This is a genomic window from Pseudomonas sp. ICMP 460, assembly GCF_002723595.1.
Classification (GTDB): domain Bacteria; phylum Pseudomonadota; class Gammaproteobacteria; order Pseudomonadales; family Pseudomonadaceae; genus Aquipseudomonas; species Aquipseudomonas kitaguniensis.
Window position 1 is genome coordinate 95,030 of sequence record NZ_LKBR01000035.1, and the last position, 17,509, is coordinate 112,538.

13 protein-coding genes are annotated in these 17,509 nt (G+C 58.6%); 12 read left to right on the forward strand and 1 reads right to left on the reverse strand.

The features are described from left to right. Nucleotides 1-16: 16 nt before the first annotated feature. A complete protein-coding gene (locus AO240_RS20870; protein WP_099238851.1) occupies nucleotides 17-1,348 on the reverse strand; it encodes a TRZ/ATZ family hydrolase in 1,332 nt (443 codons plus the stop codon). A 109-nt stretch (nucleotides 1,349-1,457) separates the two neighbouring features. On the opposite strand from AO240_RS20870, the gene mtnA reads away from it, so the two are divergent. The 12 genes from mtnA to AO240_RS20930 all read left to right on the forward strand — a co-directional run bounded on the left by mtnA (nucleotide 1,458) and on the right by AO240_RS20930 (nucleotide 17,476). Continuing rightward, on the forward strand, nucleotides 1,458-2,528 hold the full coding sequence (gene mtnA, locus AO240_RS20875; protein WP_099238853.1) for an S-methyl-5-thioribose-1-phosphate isomerase: 1,071 nt from the start codon (nucleotides 1,458-1,460) through the stop codon (nucleotides 2,526-2,528). A 422-nt stretch (nucleotides 2,529-2,950) separates the two neighbouring features. Next, the gene (gyrA, locus tag AO240_RS20880; RefSeq protein ID WP_099238855.1) at nucleotides 2,951-5,608 is read left to right on the forward strand and encodes a DNA gyrase subunit A; all 2,658 of its coding nucleotides are present in this window, start codon (nucleotides 2,951-2,953) and stop codon (nucleotides 5,606-5,608) included. A 109-nt stretch (nucleotides 5,609-5,717) separates the two neighbouring features. Further along, the gene (gene serC, locus AO240_RS20885; protein WP_099239081.1) at nucleotides 5,718-6,803 is read left to right on the forward strand and encodes a 3-phosphoserine/phosphohydroxythreonine transaminase; all 1,086 of its coding nucleotides are present in this window, start codon (nucleotides 5,718-5,720) and stop codon (nucleotides 6,801-6,803) included. Continuing rightward, nucleotides 6,803-7,897, forward strand: coding sequence for a prephenate dehydratase (pheA, locus tag AO240_RS20890; protein ID WP_058412934.1), 1,095 nt, complete (start codon nucleotides 6,803-6,805; stop codon nucleotides 7,895-7,897). The genes serC and pheA overlap by 1 nt, the downstream gene beginning before the upstream one ends. A 9-nt stretch (nucleotides 7,898-7,906) precedes the next feature. Continuing rightward, on the forward strand, nucleotides 7,907-9,019 hold the full coding sequence (gene hisC / locus AO240_RS20895) for a histidinol-phosphate transaminase (protein WP_099238857.1): 1,113 nt from the start codon (nucleotides 7,907-7,909) through the stop codon (nucleotides 9,017-9,019). Between the two features lie 28 nt (nucleotides 9,020-9,047). Then, a complete protein-coding gene (locus tag AO240_RS20900; RefSeq protein ID WP_099238859.1) occupies nucleotides 9,048-11,258 on the forward strand; it encodes a bifunctional prephenate dehydrogenase/3-phosphoshikimate 1-carboxyvinyltransferase in 2,211 nt (736 codons plus the stop codon). Further along, the gene (cmk, locus tag AO240_RS20905; RefSeq protein ID WP_003172653.1) at nucleotides 11,255-11,944 is read left to right on the forward strand and encodes a (d)CMP kinase; all 690 of its coding nucleotides are present in this window, start codon (nucleotides 11,255-11,257) and stop codon (nucleotides 11,942-11,944) included. The genes AO240_RS20900 and cmk overlap by 4 nt, the downstream gene beginning before the upstream one ends. 119 nt (nucleotides 11,945-12,063) lie before the next feature. Next, nucleotides 12,064-13,758 carry a 30S ribosomal protein S1 gene (rpsA, locus tag AO240_RS20910; RefSeq protein ID WP_017136102.1) on the forward strand — a complete coding sequence of 565 codons (1,695 nt, stop codon included), beginning with the start codon at nucleotides 12,064-12,066 and terminating at the stop codon, nucleotides 13,756-13,758. A gap of 338 nt (nucleotides 13,759-14,096) precedes the next feature. Next, nucleotides 14,097-14,393, forward strand: a complete 297-nt coding sequence (gene ihfB, locus AO240_RS20915) for an integration host factor subunit beta (protein ID WP_017848846.1) — start codon at nucleotides 14,097-14,099, stop codon at nucleotides 14,391-14,393. Between the two features lie 29 nt (nucleotides 14,394-14,422). Continuing rightward, nucleotides 14,423-14,662, forward strand: coding sequence for a lipopolysaccharide assembly protein LapA domain-containing protein (locus AO240_RS20920; RefSeq protein ID WP_099239083.1), 240 nt, complete (start codon nucleotides 14,423-14,425; stop codon nucleotides 14,660-14,662). A 360-nt stretch (nucleotides 14,663-15,022) separates the two neighbouring features. Beyond that, nucleotides 15,023-16,354 (forward strand): Wzz/FepE/Etk N-terminal domain-containing protein, encoded by a 1,332-nt coding sequence (locus AO240_RS20925; RefSeq protein ID WP_099238861.1) that lies wholly within the window; start codon nucleotides 15,023-15,025, stop codon nucleotides 16,352-16,354. A gap of 306 nt (nucleotides 16,355-16,660) precedes the next feature. After that, entirely contained in the window at nucleotides 16,661-17,476 is an 816-nt protein-coding gene (locus tag AO240_RS20930) for a GNAT family N-acetyltransferase (RefSeq protein WP_158231396.1), read from the forward strand. Nucleotides 17,477-17,509: the final 33 nt, after the last annotated feature.

A 17,509-nucleotide genomic window follows, 5' to 3' on the forward strand; every position in this document is an offset into this window, starting at 1 on the left:
TGTTTCAACACCTGCGTTATTCGCTGTGCCCGCTGATGCGTTGGCCCCAGGCAATGGCCGTGGCGGTCAACTGTTGTTCATCCATGCGGGTCAACTGCCGGTTGTCGAGCAACTGCTTGCCGGCGACCCAAAGGTGTTTCACGCAATTGCGTCCGGTGGCATATATAAGTTGTGAGACCGGATCGTAGATCGGTTGTTGCGCCAGCCCCGACAAATCAAACGCCACCATATCGGCGGCCTTGCCGACCTCCAGCGAGCCGATCTGACTTTCCAGGCCCATCGCGCGCGCACCATTGAGCGTAGCCATGCGCAGCGCGCGGTGCGCGTCCAGGGCTGTGGCCGAGCCGGCGACGGCTTTGGCCAGCATCGCGGCGGTACGGGTTTCGCCCAGCAGGTCGAGGTCATTGTTGCTGGCCGCGCCATCGGTGCCGATTGCCACATTCACCCCAGCCTGCCACAAACGCTCCACCGGGCAGAAGCCGCTGGCGAGTTTCAGGTTGGATTCCGGGCAATGAATAACGCTGGTGTTGCTTTCTACCAGCAACGCCAGGTCATCCTCGCTGATTTGGGTCATGTGCACGGCCTGGAAGCGTGGGCCCAGCAAGCCAAGGCGGCCCAGGCGCGCGAGTGGGCGCTCACCGGTCTGCTCCACGGCTTGCTGCACTTCAGAGGCGGTTTCGTGCACGTGCATGTGAATCGCCGCGTCGAGTTCTTCGGCGATCACGCGGATTTTTTCGAGGTTGTCATCGCACACGGTGTACGGCGCGTGGGGGCCGAAGGTGATTTTGATGCGCGGGTGGTGCTTGAGGTCGCCGAACAGCTCGATGCCCTGGCGAATCGACTCGTCGGCCGTGCTGGCGCCGGGGATCGGGAAGTCGAGGATGGGGATCGCGATCTGCGCGCGCATGCCGCTATTGTGTACGCAGTCGCTGGCGACCTTGGGGTAGAAGTACATGTCACTGAAACAGGTGATGCCACCTTTGAGCTGCTCGGCGATGGCCAGGTCAGTGCCGTCGCGCACGAAGGCTTCATCGACCCACTTGGCCTCGGCGGGCCAGATGTGCTTTTCGAGCCAGGTCATCAGCGGCAGGTCATCGGCCAAGCCGCGAAACAGGCTCATCGCCGCATGCCCGTGGGCGTTGATCAGGCCGGGGCTGAGCAGCATGCCGGGCAGCTCGCGCACCTCGGTGGCGGCGAGCTTCAAGGCCGCGGCGCGCGGCCCGATGAACGCGATACACCCATCGCGAATGCCCAGGCCATGCTCCTTGAGTACCACGCCAGCGGGTTCGACAGGTACCAGCCAGGTGGGCAGCAGCAACACGTCGAGCGGGGCGGCAGTGGAGGTCATCGCAGGCTTCTTCCCGAGGAGCTATAAAAGAAGCGCGAAGTATACCCGAGCGCCTTGGCTGGCGGATCGCTATAATCGCCCGCTTTTGTTCATGAGTACGGGGTAAGGGATGCGCGAGCGACTGTTGGCTGCGGAGAAAGTGAAGGCCATCGACTGGCGTGATGGCGCACTGCACCTGCTGGATCAGCGTGCCTTGCCGTCCCGGGAAAACTGGGTGGTCTGCACCACGGTCGAGGCCGTGGCAGCGGCCATTCGCTCGATGGTGGTGCGCGGCGCAGCGGCCATCGGCATCAGCGCCGCCTATGGCTTGGTGCTCGCCGCCCGCGCGCGATTCGCCGAGGGCGATGACTGGCAGGCTGCGTGGGAAGAAGACTACGCGCTGCTGGCCGAGGCCCGCCCGACTGCAGCGAACCTGTTCTGGGCGCTGAACCGCATGCGTGAGCGTCTCGACCGCCTCAAGCCACACGCCGACCCGCTGGCGGTGCTGGAGGCCGAAGCCATCGCTATTCATGAAAGCGACCGCGAAGCCAACGTCGTCATGGCTCAATTTGGGCTCGATCGAATTCGCAAGCACCAGGGTAACCCGCAGGCGATCCTGACCCACGGCAATGCCGGTGCCCTGGCCACGGGCGGTGTCGGCACGGCGCTCGGGGTGATTCGCGCGGCCTTCCTGGAGGGGTTGGTCGAGCAGGTCTACGCCAATGAAACCCGCCCGTGGTTGCAGGGTTCGCGGTTGACCGCCTGGGAGCTGGCGGGCGAGGGCATCCCGGTCACGGTGAATGCCGACTCGGCCGGCGCGCATATTCTCAAGACCAAAGGCGTGACCTGGGTGATTGTCGGTGCCGACTGCATTGCCGCCAATGGTGATGTGATCAGCAAGATCGGCACCTATCAGTTGGCCGTCTGTGCCATGCACCATGGCGTGCGCTTTATGGTGGTGGCGCCGAGCTCAACGCTCGACCTGATGATCGCCTCTGGCGATGACGTCGCCCTTGAAGAGCGCGATGCCGGTGAGTTGCTGGAAGTGCTGGGGCAGCGCCTGGATGTGGCGGCTTATAACCCGGTGTTCGACGTCACCCCGGCCGACCTGATTGACGTGATCGTGACTGAAAAAGGCATCGTCGAGCGGCCGGATGCGGCCAAATTGGCCAAGTTGATGTGCCGCAAGCGCTTGCATTGATCGCTGCGGGCCTGTGCAATGGCTATCGCGAGCAAGCCCGCTCCCACACTTTGGATGTATTCACACATCAAGTGTGGGAGCGGGCTTGCTCGCTATAGGCCGCTAAAGTCAATAAACCTTTCGGATCCGCCCCCAAAAAAACGCATCACCCCACCTCTGAGCCCCTCTCGTCGCCCTCAAGCGTATTATCTGCCCACTTACTATGCTCCATGCGCATCAGGGGGATAGGTGCGTGGCGGCGATTGTGATAACATCCGGCGGTTTCCAGGGCTGCCCCGAGGGGTTGCCTGTAACGTGCAGATCCGTGTCATAACTCGTTGATTTGTCGTAAGTCGTTGTCAGGCACTCTGCCGGCAGCGGCGAGCTTCGTTTGTCCCATAGGATGTGACGAGGTTTCACCCGAAAAAGGAATCAGGCTTCTCATGGGCGAACTGGCCAAAGAAATCCTCCCGGTCAATATCGAAGACGAGCTGAAACAGTCCTACCTCGACTACGCGATGAGCGTAATTGTCGGGCGGGCACTGCCTGATGCGCGCGATGGCTTGAAGCCCGTGCACCGGCGTGTGCTGTTCGCGATGAGCGAGCTGGGTAACGACTGGAACAAGCCGTACAAGAAATCTGCCCGTGTTGTCGGTGACGTGATCGGTAAGTATCACCCTCACGGCGACACTGCGGTGTACGACACCATTGTTCGGATGGCGCAGCCATTTTCCCTGCGCTACCTGCTGGTAGACGGCCAGGGCAACTTCGGTTCGGTCGACGGCGACAACGCTGCGGCCATGCGATACACCGAAGTGCGTATGACCAAGCTGGCGCACGAGCTGCTGGCCGACCTGCATAAAGAAACCGTGGACTGGGTGCCGAACTACGACGGCACCGAAATGATCCCGGCGGTCATGCCAACGCGTATTCCCAACCTGCTGGTCAACGGTTCCAGCGGCATCGCCGTGGGCATGGCCACCAACATCCCGCCACACAACCTCGGTGAAGTCATCGACGGTTGCCTGGCCCTCATCGACAATCCTGAGCTGACCATCGATGAGCTGATGCAATACATTCCCGGTCCGGACTTCCCGACCGCTGCGATCATCAACGGTCGCGCCGGTATCATCGAAGCCTACCGCACCGGTCGCGGGCGCATTTACATGCGTGCCCGCTCGATGATCGAAGACATCGACAAGGTCGGTGGCCGTCAGCAGATCGTCATTACCGAACTGCCTTACCAGTTGAACAAGGCGCGTCTGATCGAGAAGATCGCCGAGCTGGTTAAAGAGAAGAAGCTGGAAGGCATCACCGAGCTGCGCGACGAGTCCGACAAAGACGGTATGCGCGTGGTGATCGAGCTGCGTCGTGGCGAAGTGCCCGAGGTGATCCTCAACAACCTCTACGCCCAGACCCAGCTGCAAAGCGTGTTTGGTATCAACGTGGTTGCGCTGATCGACGGCCGCCCGCGCATCCTGAACCTCAAGGACCTGCTGGAAGCCTTCGTGCGTCACCGCCGCGAAGTGGTCACCCGGCGTACCGTGTTCGAACTGCGCAAGGCGCGTGAGCGCGGGCATATCCTTGAAGGCCAGGCCGTTGCACTGTCGAACATCGACCCGGTTATTGCCCTGATCAAAGCCTCGCCGACCCCGTCGGAAGCCAAAGAAGCGCTGATCAAGATGCCGTGGGAATCCAGCGCCGTAGTGGCGATGGTTGAACGCGCCGGCGCCGACTCTTGCCGCCCGGAGACCCTCGACCCGCAATACGGTCTGCGCGAAGGCAAGTACTTCCTGTCGCCGGAACAGGCTCAGGCCATTCTGGAACTGCGTCTGCACCGTCTGACCGGTCTTGAGCACGAGAAGCTGCTGGCCGAGTATCAAGAGATCCTTAACCAGATCGGCGAGTTGATCCGCATCCTCAACAGCGCCGTGCGCCTGATGGAAGTGATCCGCGAAGAACTGGAAGTGATCCGCGCCGAATACGGCGACGTGCGCCGCACCGAAATCCTCGATGCACGCCTCGACCTGACGCTGGGTGACATGATCCCGGAAGAAGAGCGCGTAGTGACCATCTCGCACGGCGGTTATGCCAAGACCCAGCCGTTGGCTGCGTACCAGGCCCAGCGTCGTGGCGGTAAAGGCAAATCGGCGACCGGCGTAAAAGATGAGGACTACATTGCTCACCTGCTGGTAGCCAACAGCCACACCACGCTGCTGCTGTTCTCCAGCAAAGGCAAAGTGTACTGGCTGAAAACCTACGAAATTCCGGAAGCCTCGCGCGCTGCCCGTGGCCGCCCATTGGTCAACCTGTTGCCGCTGGACAGTGATGAATACATCACCACCATGCTGCCGGTCGACGAATACACCGAAGGTCACTTCATCTTCATGGCCACCGCCAAAGGCACCGTGAAGAAGACCCCGCTGGAATCCTTCAGCCGTCAGCGCAGCGTGGGCCTGATCGCGCTGGAGCTGGACGAAGGCGACGTGTTGATTTCGGCCGCCATCACCGACGGCGAGCGTGAAGTCATGCTGTTCTCCGACGGCGGTAAAGTGACACGCTTCAAAGAATCCGACGTGCGCGCCATGGGCCGTACCGCTCGCGGTGTGCGCGGCATGCGCCTGCCGGAAGGGCAGAAGCTGATTTCGATGCTGATCCCGGAAGAAGGCAGCCAGATCCTCACCGCTTCGGCGCGTGGTTATGGCAAACGTACCGCTATCAGCGAGTTCCCGGAGTACAAGCGTGGCGGCCAAGGCGTTATCGCCATGGTCAGCAACGACCGCAACGGCCGTCTGGTCGGCGCGGTGCAGGTGCTTGATGGCGAGGAAATCATGCTGATTTCCGACCAGGGCACCCTCGTACGTACCCGTGTCGCTGAAGTGTCGAGCCTGGGCCGTAATACTCAGGGCGTGACGCTGATCAAGCTGGCCAAAGACGAAAAACTGGTCGGCCTGGAGCGTGTGCAGGAGCCGTCGGAAGTTGAAGGCGAAGAGCTGGAAGACGAAGAAGCGCTTGATGGCGAGGTCATCGCAACCGGCGATGAAAGCGTCGACGAGCCAACCCTCGATGCTGCCGCAGACGAAGAAGAACCGCAGGAATAAGCGGACACACAGGGGGCGGATGAAAATTCGCCCCCTTGTTGTTTGTCCGGATGGAAATGTTGACTGAATATGTTTGCGTGACTACCACCAGATCAAAGTGAGATTGGATGTGAGCAAGAGAGCCTATAACTTCTGTGCCGGTCCCGCGGCGCTTCCTGAAGCAGTCCTGCAGCGTGCGCAGGGTGAACTCCTCGACTGGCATGGAAAAGGCCTCTCTGTGATGGAAATGAGCCATCGCAGCGATGAGTTCGTGTCTATTGCCACCAAAGCGGAGCAGGATCTGCGCGACTTGCTGGGCATCCCGTCCAACTATAAAGTGCTGTTCCTGCAAGGCGGCGCGAGCCAGCAGTTCGCGCAAATCCCGCTGAACCTGCTGCCGGAAGGCGGCACCGCCGACTATATCGACACCGGTATCTGGGGCCAGAAGGCCATTGAAGAAGCCTCGCGTTACGGCAACGTCAATGTGGCGGGCACCGCCAAGCCTTACGACTACTTCGCCATTCCCGGTCAGAACGAGTGGAAGCTGTCTGCGGATGCGGCCTACGTGCACTACGTAGCGAACGAGACCATCGGTGGCCTGGAGTTCGACTGGGTGCCGCAAGTGGGTGACGTGCCGCTGGTGTGCGACATGTCTTCGGACATTCTTTCGCGCCCGATAGATGTGTCCAAATACGGCATGATCTACGCCGGTGCTCAGAAGAACATCGGCCCGAGCGGCATTCTGGTCAACATCGTTCGTGAAGACCTGCTGGGCCGTGCGCGTTCGCTGTGCCCGACCATGCTCAACTACAAGGTCGCGGCCGACAACGGCTCGATGTACAACACCCCGCCGGCGTTCGCCTGGTACCTCTCCGGCCTGGTGTTCGAGTGGCTGAAAGAGCAGGGCGGTGTTGCCGCCATGGGCAAGCTTAATGAGCAGAAAAAGCGCACCCTGTACGACTTCATCGATGCCAGCGGCTTGTACAGCAACCCTATCAACGTGCCCGACCGCTCGTGGATGAACGTGCCGTTCCGCCTGGCTGATGACCGTTTGGACAAACCTTTCCTGGCCGGCGCCGACGCGCGCGGCCTGCTGAACCTCAAGGGCCACCGTTCGGTAGGTGGCATGCGCGCCTCCATCTACAACGCTGTCGACATCCACGCGATCAACGCGCTGGTTGCCTACATGGCGGAGTTCGAAAAGGAACATGGCTAATGTCTGATCAAGAACTCAAGGCCCTGCGTGTTCGCATTGACAGCCTGGATGAAAAAATCCAGCAGATGATCAGTGAGCGTGCGCGCTGCGCCCAGGAAGTTGCACGGGTAAAAATGGCGTCGCTGGCGGAAGGTGAAGTGCCGGTGTTCTACCGGCCTGAGCGTGAAGCGCAGGTGCTCAAGCGCGTGATGGAGCGTAATCAGGGCCCGTTGGGCAATGAAGAGATGGCGCGCCTGTTCCGTGAAATCATGTCGTCGTGCCTGGCCCTGGAGCAGCCACTGAAAGTGGCGTATCTCGGCCCGGAAGGCACGTTCACCCAAGCGGCGGCGATGAAGCACTTTGGCCACGCGGTGATCAGCAAGCCCATGGCGGCAATCGACGAAGTGTTCCGTGAAGTGGCGGCCGGCGCAGTGAACTTTGGCGTGGTGCCGGTGGAAAACTCCACCGAAGGTGCGGTCAACCACACGCTGGACAGCTTTCTTGAGCACGACATGGTGATCTGCGGCGAAGTCGAGCTGCGCATCCACCACCACCTGCTGGTGGGCGAGAGCACCAAAACCGACAGCATCAGCCGTATCTACTCCCACGCGCAGTCGTTGGCCCAGTGCCGCAAATGGCTGGACGCGCATTACCCGAATGTCGAGCGCGTGGCGGTGTCCAGCAACGCCGAAGCGGCCAAGCGGGTCAAGGGTGAGTGGAACTCGGCGGCGATTGCCGGCGATATGGCAGCGGGCCTGTATGGCCTGACGCGCCTGGCTGAAAAAATCGAAGACCGCCCGGACAACTCCACGCGCTTTTTGATGATCGGCAGCCAGGAAGTGCCGCCAACCGGCGACGACAAGACCTCGATCATCGTCTCGATGAGCAACAAGCCCGGCGCGCTGCATGAGCTGCTGGTGCCGTTCCACGACAACGGCATTGACCTGACGCGAATCGAAACGCGGCCTTCGCGCAGCGGTAAATGGACCTATGTGTTCTTTATCGACTTCATCGGCCACCACCGTGACCCGCTGGTCAAGGGTGTGCTGGAGAAAATCAGTCAGGAAGCCGTCGCACTCAAGGTGCTGGGCTCTTACCCGAAAGCGGTTTTGTGAGGCTTTGACATGAGTGGCAACTTCCTCTCCCTTGCGCAGCCGGGCGTGCATCAGCTCTCGCCTTACGTTCCAGGCAAGCCTGTGGATGAGCTGGCGCGTGAGTTGAATCTCGACCCGGGCAGCATTGTAAAACTGGCCAGTAACGAAAACCCGCTTGGCCCAAGCCCCAAGGTATTGGCGGCGATTCGTGACGCGCTGGCCGAGCTGACGCGTTATCCGGATGGCAATGGTTTTGCCCTCAAGTCTTTGCTGGCCGAAAAGTGCCGCGTCGAGTTGAACCAGGTAACGCTGGGCAACGGTTCCAACGACATTCTTGAGTTGGTGGGGCGTGCCTACCTGGCGCCTGGCTTGAATGCCGTGTTCAGCGACCACGCATTTGCGGTTTATCCGATCGTGACCCAGGCCGTCGGCGCCGATGCACGGGTTATTCCGGCCAAGGCGTGGGGGCATGACCTGCCAGGCATGCTGGCGGCGATTGACGCGCAGACCCGCGTAGTGTTTATCGCCAACCCGAACAACCCGACCGGCACCTGGTTTGATGCGCAAGCACTCAACGACTTCCTGCAAGACGTGCCGGAGCACGTGCTGGTGGTGCTGGACGAGGCCTACATCGAATACGCCGAAGGCGGCGACCTGCCGGATGGCCTGGATTTTCTGGCCGCGTATCCAAACCTGCTGGTCTCGCGCACGTTCTCCAAGGCGTACGGCCTGGCGTCGCTGCGGGTCGGCTACGGCTTGTCGACGGCGGTGGTTGCCGATGTGCTGAACCGCGTGCGCCAGCCGTTCAACGTCAACAGCCTCGCCCTGGCGGCGGCCTGTGCGGCGGTACAGGATACCGACTACCTGGCAGAAAGCCGTCGCATCAACCAAAGCGGCATGCTGCAACTGCAGCAAGGCTTGCGTGAGTTGGGCCTGGGCTGGATTCCTTCCAGGGGCAACTTCATTTGCGCCGATCTTGGTCAAGTGGCTGCGCCGGTGTTTCAAGGTTTGCTGCGCGAAGGCGTGATCGTGCGCCCGGTGGCCAATTACGGCATGCCCAACCACCTGCGTATCACCATCGGTTTGCCGGCCGAGAATGCACGCTTCCTGGAGGCATTGGCCAAGGTTCTGGCTCGTGGTTGATGTCACTGCATTGCAACCTGTTGTGCCTATGATTGGTCGCCTGGTGGTGGTCGGTCTGGGGTTGATCGGCGGCTCCTTCGCCAAAGGCCTGCGTGAAAGCGGGTTGTGTGGCGAAGTGGTGGGTGTCGACCTGGACCCACAATCGCGCAAGCTGGCGGTGGAGTTGGGGGTGGTCGATCGCTGTGAGGCAGACCTCGCGCTCGCGTGCCAGGGTGCTGATGTGATCCAGCTCGCCGTGCCGATTCTGGCGATGGAGAAGTTGCTCGCGTTGCTCGCCGGTATGGACTTGGGGCAGGCGATCCTGACGGACGTCGGCAGTGCCAAGGGCAATGTGGTGCGCGCGGCGCAACAGGCGTTTGGGGGTATGCCCGCGCGTTTTGTGCCGGGGCATCCGATTGCCGGCTCCGAGCAGAGCGGGGTAGAGGCGTCCAATGCGCAGTTGTTCCGCCGGCATAAGGTGATTTTGACCCCGCTTGCACAAACCGACCCTGCAGCCTTGGCCGTGGTGGATCGGCTGTGGCGCGAGTTGGGCGCGGATGTCGAGCATATGCAGGTCGAGCGCCACGACGAAGTGCTGGCGGCGACCAGCCATTTGCCGCATCTGTTGGCCTTTGGTCTGGTGGACTCCCTGGCCAAGCGCAACGAGAACCTCGATATATTCCGCTACGCCGCCGGTGGCTTCCGCGATTTCACGCGTATTGCCGGCAGCGACCCGGTGATGTGGCACGACATCTTCCTGGCTAATCGCGAGGCGGTGTTGCGTACCCTGGACACCTTCCGCAGTGACCTCGACGCCTTGCGCGACGCGGTTGATGCGGGTGATGGCCATCAATTATTGGGCGTGTTCACCCGTGCGCGGGTGGCGCGCGAGCATTTCAGCAAGATCCTGGCGCGCCGGGCTTATGTGGAAACTGCAGTGAACACCGATGAGCTGACCTTTATCGCCAACCCGGGTGGCCGCTTGAGCGGACGTATTCGGGTGCCGGGTGACAAGTCGATTTCTCATCGCTCGATCATGCTCGGCTCGCTGGCTGATGGCGTGACCGAGATCGACGGTTTTCTCGAAGGTGAAGATGCGCTGGCGACCCTGCAGGCGTTCCGCGACATGGGCGTGGTGATTGAAGGCCCGCACCATGGGCGCGTGACTATTCATGGCGTGGGCCTGCATGGCTTGAAGCCAGCACCAGGGCCGATCTATCTGGGTAATTCCGGTACGTCGATGCGCCTGCTCTGCGGCGTGCTGGCGGCGCAACGCTTCGACAGTGTGCTGACCGGTGATGCGTCGTTGTCCAGGCGCCCGATGAACCGAGTGGCCGAGCCCTTGCGGGAAATGGGTGCAGTCATCGAAACCGCGCCGCACGGGCGTCCGCCGCTGACCATTCGCGGTGGTCAGGCGCTGAAAGGCCTGACCTATGCGCTGCCGATGGCCAGCGCCCAGGTCAAATCCTGCCTGTTGCTGGCGGGGCTGTACGCCGAGGGTACAACCGCTATCACCGAACCTGCGCCGACCCGTGACCACACCGAGCGAATGCTCCGCGGCTTCGGTTATCCGGTGCAGGTACAGGGTGCCACGGCATCAGTGGAATCAGGCCATGTATTGAGCGCAACGCGTATCGAGGTGCCGGGGGATATTTCTTCATCGGCCTTCTTCCTCGTGGCAGCGTCGATTGCCGAGGGTTCCGAGCTGGTGCTGGAGCATGTCGGTATCAACCCGACGCGCACCGGGGTAATCGATATTCTGCGGTTGATGGGTGCCGACATTACCCTGCAAAACCCGCGCGAAGTCGGCGGTGAGCCGGTTGCAGATCTGCGTGTGCGCGCCGCCGCCCTGAAAGGCATCGAGATTCCCGAGGCCTTGGTGCCGTTGGCGATTGATGAGTTCCCGGTGCTGTTTATTGCGGCGGCGTGTGCTGAGGGGCGCACGGTGTTGCGCGGTGCGGCAGAGCTACGGGTCAAAGAGTCTGACCGTATCCAGGTCATGGCCGACGGTCTGCTGGCGCTGGGCGTGAAGTGTGAACCGACGCCCGATGGGATTATCATTGACGGTGGCCCGATCGGCGGCGGCGACGTGCACGCTCATGGCGATCACCGGATTGCCATGGCGTTCAGCGTGGCTTCCCTGCGGGCAGCGGCGCCTGTTCGTATTCGTGACTGCGCCAATGTCGCTACATCTTTTCCGAATTTTCTTACACTGTGTGCCGACGTCGGCATCCGTGTTGCCCAAGAGGCTCAATTGTGAATATCAAAGCACCGGTGATTACCATCGACGGGCCAAGCGGCTCGGGCAAAGGCACGATCGCCGGCATCCTGGCCAAGCGCCTCGGCTGGTGCCTGCTGGATTCCGGCGCGCTGTATCGCTTGTTGGCGTTTGCCGCACGCAACCACGGCGTCGACCTGACCAACGAAGAATCCCTGAAGTTGCTGGCAGCGCACCTTGATGTGCAGTTTGTCGGCGCGACGGAAGGTCATCCGCAGCGCATCATTCTCGAAGGCGACGATGTGACCGATGATCTGCGCAACGAACAGGTCGGCTCCTGGGCTTCCCAGGTGGCCGCGCTCCCGGCCGTGCGCGACGCCTTGCTGCAGCGCCAGCGGGCGTTTCAGGAGCCGCCGGGCCTGGTGGCCGATGGCCGCGATATGGGCACTGTGGTGTTTCCCGAAGCGCCGCTGAAGATTTTCCTCACTGCCAGCGCCGAGGAGCGTGCTCGTCGCCGTTACTTGCAGTTGAAGGGCAAAGTCGATGGTGTTAGTCTGTCGAGTCTGCTAGATGAGATCCGTGCACGCGATGAGCGTGATACCCAGCGCGCGGTAGCCCCGCTTAAGCCGGCGGCTGACGCTATTCAGCTGGATTCCACGGAGTTGTCCATCGAGCAGGTGCTGGAACGCATCTTGAGCGAAATCGCCATTCGCGATATTGCCGGGTGACCAAGAAGGCTGCAGGGGACCAGTCATAGTCCTGCGGTGCTTCTTCTAATTGAAACTAACCCACACCGTCTGGGGTGTGGAGATGGGCGTATTCTTCGCCCTTATCAACAGGAATTAAAATGAGCGAAAGCTTTGCGGAACTCTTTGAAGAAAGCCTAAAAACCCTGAACCTTCAGGCTGGCTCCATCATCACCGGTGTTATTGTTGATATCGATTACCAGGCTCGCTGGGTAACCGTTCACGCTGGTCTGAAGTCTGAAGCTCTGATCCCGCTGGAACAGTTCTACAACGATGCTGGCGACCTGACTATCAATGTCGGTGACGAAGTTCACGTTGCTCTGGACTCGGTTGAAGACGGTTTCGGTGAAACCAAGCTGTCCCGTGAAAAAGCCAAGCGCGCTGAATGCTGGATTGTTCTCGAAGCAGCCTTCGCAGCTGAAGAAGTGGTCAAGGGCGTTATCAACGGTAAGGTTAAAGGCGGCTTCACTGTCGACGTTAACGGCATCCGTGCGTTCCTGCCAGGTTCTTTGGTCGACGTTCGTCCTGTGCGCGACACCACGCACCTGGAAGGCAAAGAACTCGAATTCAAGGTCATCAAGCTCGATCAGAAACGCAACAACGTTGTCGTTTCCCGTCGCAGCGTCCTGGAAGCAGAGAACTCCGCCGAGCGTGAAGCTCTGCTGGAATCCCTGCAGGAAGGCCAACAAGTCAAAGGTATCGTCAAGAACCTCACCGATTACGGCGCATTCGTCGATCTGGGTGGCGTCGATGGCCTGCTGCACATTACCGACATGGCTTGGAAGCGTATCAAGCATCCTTCCGAAATCGTCAACGTTGGCGACGAGATCGATGTCAAGGTTCTGAAGTACGATCGTGAGCGTAACCGCGTTTCCCTGGGCTTGAAGCAGCTGGGCGAAGATCCATGGGTTGCTATCAAAGCGCGTTACCCAGAAAGCACTCGCGTTACCGCGCGTGTTACCAACCTGACCGACTACGGCTGCTTTGCTGAGCTGGAAGAAGGCGTGGAAGGCCTGGTACACGTTTCCGAAATGGACTGGACCAACAAGAACATCCACCCTTCGAAAGTCGTACAAGTCGGCGACGAAGTGGAAGTTATGGTTCTGGATATCGACGAAGAGCGTCGTCGTATCTCCCTCGGCATCAAGCAGTGCAAATCTAACCCATGGGAAGATTTCTCTGGCCAGTTCAACAAGGGCGATAAAATCTCCGGCACCATCAAGTCGATCACCGATTTCGGTATCTTCATTGGTCTGGATGGCGGCATCGACGGCCTGGTTCACCTGTCCGACATCTCCTGGAACGAAGTTGGCGAAGAAGCTGTTCGTCGTTTCAAGAAGGGCGACGAGCTGGACACCGTTATCCTGTCGGTTGACCCAGAGCGCGAGCGCATCTCCCTGGGTATCAAGCAACTGGAAAGCGATCCGTTCTCCGAGTACGTTCAAGAGAACGACAAAGGCGCAATCGTTAAAGGCACTGTGAAAGAAGTTGACGCCAAAGGCGCCATCATCGTTCTGGCCGACGATATCGAAGCGACTCTGAAAGCCTCCGAAATCAGCCGTGACCGCGTTGAAGACGCGCGCAACGTTCTGAAAGAAGGCCAGGAAGTAGAAGCCAAGATCATCAGCGTTGACCGCAAGAGCCGCGTGATCCAACTCTCCATCAAGTCGAAAGACGAGATCGAAGAGAAAGAAGCTATTCAGAGCCTGCGCGACAAGCCAGCTACCTCTGACATCGCTTCGGGTCCGACCACTCTGGGCGACCTGCTGCGTGCACAAATGGAAAAACAGAACTAAGTTCTGTCAGACCATAGAAAAAGGGCGACTTCGGTCGCCCTTTTTTGTGCCTGAAATTTGGTGACGGTTGCCAATAAGGCGTAACGATCTGCTCTGGCGCGCTGTGGTCGCGCTGGTCAGGAATGCGTGGTTATAGGCTCTATCTGGCAGTATTGTCGATTTTAGCTGTCCTGCGGCATTACATGCGGGCCAAGCGTAGATGCGCGCCCAGCCGTGGTTCGCATAGCTGCATCCTGACGCTTTGAATATAAGTCAATACTCGGGCTGTTCAAATTCCTCCGGCCATGCTAAAACCTCGGAAGCGCTTTTCCTAGCTGCTTGAAAAAGAAGGGAAAAATATGACGAAGTCGGAGTTGATCGAACGAATTGTCACCCATCAAGGGCTGCTTTCATCGAAAGATGTTGAGTTGGCCATCAAGACCATGCTTGAACAGATGTCGCAGTGCCTGGCTACGGGTGATCGTATCGAGATTCGCGGGTTTGGTAGTTTTTCACTGCATTACCGTGCGCCGCGCGTTGGCCGTAACCCAAAAACGGGTCAGTCCGTCAGCCTTGACGGTAAATTTGTACCCCACTTCAAGCCGGGCAAAGAGTTGCGCGATCGAGTGAACGAAGACGAGGAAGAAAACGTCTGAGGGTGACTGGTTTTGAGGGAGAGATGATTATGCGTGGGGTTAAGCGCGTTTTTGCAGTGTTGATTGTTCTGGTTGTCGCGTTGGCGGTTTTGGCGTTTGTGCTGGAAAACCAGCAACACACAGCTTTGTCGTTTATTGGGTGGGCTACACCGTCCCTGCCTGTTTCGCTGTTTGTGGTATTGGCGCTGATCATTGGTCTGCTGGTGGGGCCTGCGCTTGTGTTGCTGAGCGGCCTAAAAAACAGTCGGCGCCTGAAGCACAGGGCTTAGCATCCGCCCATTTCAGTTGGCTTTGATCGTAAGGTGCCCGCTCATCCGTTCGTCGGGCAACTGGGCGTACGGGTGATCAACGTGATCGAAGATTCCTCTCAAAACCCTGGCTGCATGTCATATTCGCACGCATCGGAAATTTCCTTATAGGCGTAAGGAAATGCCCTACATACTTGTCAAGGCTTGTAATGTAGGCGATAGATGGCAAAATGCTCGGCATTCTCGATAACAGGCATTTTTGTGTGTTCCTGACCTAGCAGAGACGCCGGGTTGTGAGCGGTATTAACATAATTATAAATAAAGACCGCAAATCGTCTGCATAACGAGCCCGCAGTTTCTCCTTGAAGGCAGGTTTTTGTTGTGAGTAGTAATTTCCGTGCGCCATCGGTGCCCCCGTCCGACGAAATCGACCTCGTCGCGCTTTTTCAATCCGTCCTGCAACAGAAAAAACTCATCGCGCTATTCGCCGCTGGCGCTGTGCTGGTGGCCGGCATTTACGCGTTTTCGGTGACCCCGGAATACCAGGTAAGCAGTGTTTTGCGTCCTGCCGCTATCAATGAGCTGGATGCGTTGAATCGGTCCGAGCTCTATAAGCTGTCTTCTGGTGAGGCGCTTTTAAAAGTGGGCGCGGCGCTGGAGTCGTACGAGACGCGCCTTGGGTTTTTTCGCGAGAATCAACAACTGTTCAAGAGCTTTGTTCGCCCAGGGCGCAGCCTTGAGCAGAGTTTCGAGGCGTTCAATCAAAATGCCATCAAGCTCGTTTTGCCTGACGCAAAGACGTCTGACTCTATCAGTGCTTTCATCAGACTAGAGATGAATTATCCGCAAGGCGTTGATGGCGTTTCAATTCTTAACAATTTCGTGGGCTATGCCATCGCGTCTGAGCGTAAGCAAATCGCGGCTGACTTGACTGTCATCATACAAAACAGGCTCAATGAAATATCCGGCAAGCTCGACGCTGCACGGGCCAATTATCTCAATACCAAGGAAGCCAAGATCGCTTCTTTGCAAGAAGTAGACAGCCTTCGGCGTGCTCAATTGACGGACGAACTGAAGGCGCTTCGTGAGCAGCTGAGAATCCAACGGGCTGACCGCATCGCTCAATTAAATGAGGCGATAGGCATCGCCAAGTCGTTGGGCATAGACAAACCCTCCTCGCCGACATCGTTGGGCGAGTCGCGCCGTGAAAGCGGTAGCATCATGCGAACAGAAATAAACAATCAACAAATCCCGCTCTATTTTATGGGGGTTGAAGCGCTTCAAGCTGAACGCGCGGCGTTGTTGGCGCGCAAGTCAGATGACTTTACTGAAGGGCGTATCGCTCAAATTGCCAAAGAGCTGCAGTTGCTCAAGGCCAACCGTGAAGTCGAAGTGCTGGGCCAGCGTAAAAATGAAGATATTTTTCTCGCGGGTGTAGAGCCGCTGCGTGCTGAAGTCGTACGGTTGAAGTTTTTCAACACAAATATGGATGAGCTCAAGCTCGCCGTCGTCGATCAGCAGGCTCTACAGCCACTGCGTCCAGTCAAACCGAAAAAATTGCTGATCCTTTTGATTGGTTTGATCGCAGGTCTTGCGCTGGGTGGTGCAGTGGCTGTCGCCCGCAGTTTGTTGCGGCGCCGGCCGGTTTTTTTTACCCCTGAGCCTGCGCTCGCGAAGGATAAAGCCACGCCGGCGTTGGCAAACAAGCCTTAGGACGCTTTGAGTATTTTCCACCCTCGCTCACCTGTCGTAGCGTGAGCGAATTGTCAGATGGCTAATCAGGTAATCTCTCTCAAGCGAGATCAACATATTCCGGCGCTGATACTGCTTCAGACGCCCGGAACTGTGAATGGCTGAGAAGCTCCAATCGTCGGGTGGTTTGCTCAAGTTTTGCTTTATTGATCGTCAGGTTTTTTATGACGGTTTGCCAGGGCTGAGGGTTTTGATACGGTGCCCCGACGAAGGCAGGGAAATTCTGCCCGTTGCGTCGTGATCAGTTGAGAAATGGAGTTGTGTCGGATGGGTCTTGCGTTGAAGCCAATTATCTCTTCAGGGGTCCCTGAATCTGCACGTGCGCTATTTTGGGAGGTTTTTTTTGCTTCCAGAGGGCGAGGTATCGACCTGGCTACCCATTTTCCGTGGCTGGCGCGCGATGAAAGTGTGTGTTGCATTGAATTCGTGAACCCTGAAAGCGAGAACGAAACACTTGCCGCCCTGGTCGTAAGGTCGCTGGATAATGGTTCAGGCAACGCTATCGGGCTGGTAGGGCTCGTGTGTGTCGCCGAGCAGTGGCGTGGAAAAGGCTTGGCTTCACGTTTAATGGCCCGCGCTGTCGAGTTTGCCGAGAGCGAAAATTTGGCTGCCTTGGTGCTCTGGACGCAAAAACCGGAGGTTTACGTTAATCAAGGATTCGTCACCGACCAGGAAGATCGCTTCGGTTCTGTCGAATACGCGCTTGAGCAGCCTGTCAAACTTGCGTACACGGCCCACGATTGGCCTGATTCAGCCAGTCGTTCGACCCGCGGTCTGCCGCCTTTTGCGGTGAGTGGGCAAGTGATATCGAGTGAAAAGGCGCGACTTGTTGTGTTGGCGTCACACAACAGCCTCACCGTCGCAGAGTGGGACGGGGAGAGCAAAGATGTCGTCGAACTGATGATGGCGTGCCTGCCGGCTCGGTGGTCTCTTAACAGTGCTCAAGATGACCCTTTGATAGCTGAATTGGAAAAAAGTGGATTGGCGCTCAACTTGCAGCCCGCCGCCGTCAGAATGGTTAAATATTTAAGTGGCCGCACGGCGGTTAAGCTTCCGAACATCAAATTTCTTGATCGGGTCTGAAAAATGTCAACTACAACGTCACCGCTACCTCTC